General features: G+C 65.8%; 1 protein-coding gene. It reads right to left on the reverse strand.

Annotated elements, in window-relative coordinates:
* Positions 1–190: 190 nt before the first annotated feature.
* Entirely contained in the window at positions 191–583 is a 393-nt protein-coding gene (locus ACTQ48_RS11350; protein WP_441571013.1) for a hypothetical protein, read from the reverse strand.
* Between the last annotated feature and the right edge of the window lie 72 nt (positions 584–655).

Here is a 655-nt window from a genome sequence, read left to right on the forward strand (position 1 = left end):
GACCAGCGACGCACGCTGTATGACCTCGGGACCATCCGGCGTGTCGCAGCAGAAGCACAACTCAGATCGTCGTGATATGCTGCGCCTAGTTGCCCATCAGTGCGCCCTCGCGCCGGTGGGCATTATGCATGTAGGGGGGCGACAGATGGGGACCTCTGACTGTGGCTGGTGCGAGCGATGCGGGTTACCCCTACGGCACGGCAAGGACGGGGCGCCGTGGTGTCCCGAGTGTGATCGGTGAGCGCGCATGTCTGCGCAGGTGACTGGTGGGGCCGCTGAGTGGGGCGGGAAGCGAGCACAGGATGCGCTCGCTCTCGTGCGCCGACATGGGCAGGCGGGCGACCTGCCATGCGTCATCTGCGGCATGCCGATCGACTACAGCCTGCGCCACCCACACAAGCAGGCGTGCACCGTGCAGCACATCAAGCCCCGAGCCACACATCCGCACCTGACCTGGGAGCAGAGCAACTGGGCACCAGCTCACGCCGATTGCAACACCGCGCAGGGATCGCGGATCGCTGTCGGTCTCGGTCTTGTGTCGCCTTGGTTGAGCTAGTCCCGACGAGCGGGAGTGAACGCCCACACGGCGCATCCCGCAGCGAAGGTCAAGCCAGCGAGTGAGACGAGAAGCGACCCGCCCTCAGTCAGGCTGTCA

It is taken from the genome of Collinsella sp. Sow4_E3, from assembly GCF_052116285.1.
Classification (GTDB): domain Bacteria; phylum Actinomycetota; class Coriobacteriia; order Coriobacteriales; family Coriobacteriaceae; genus Collinsella.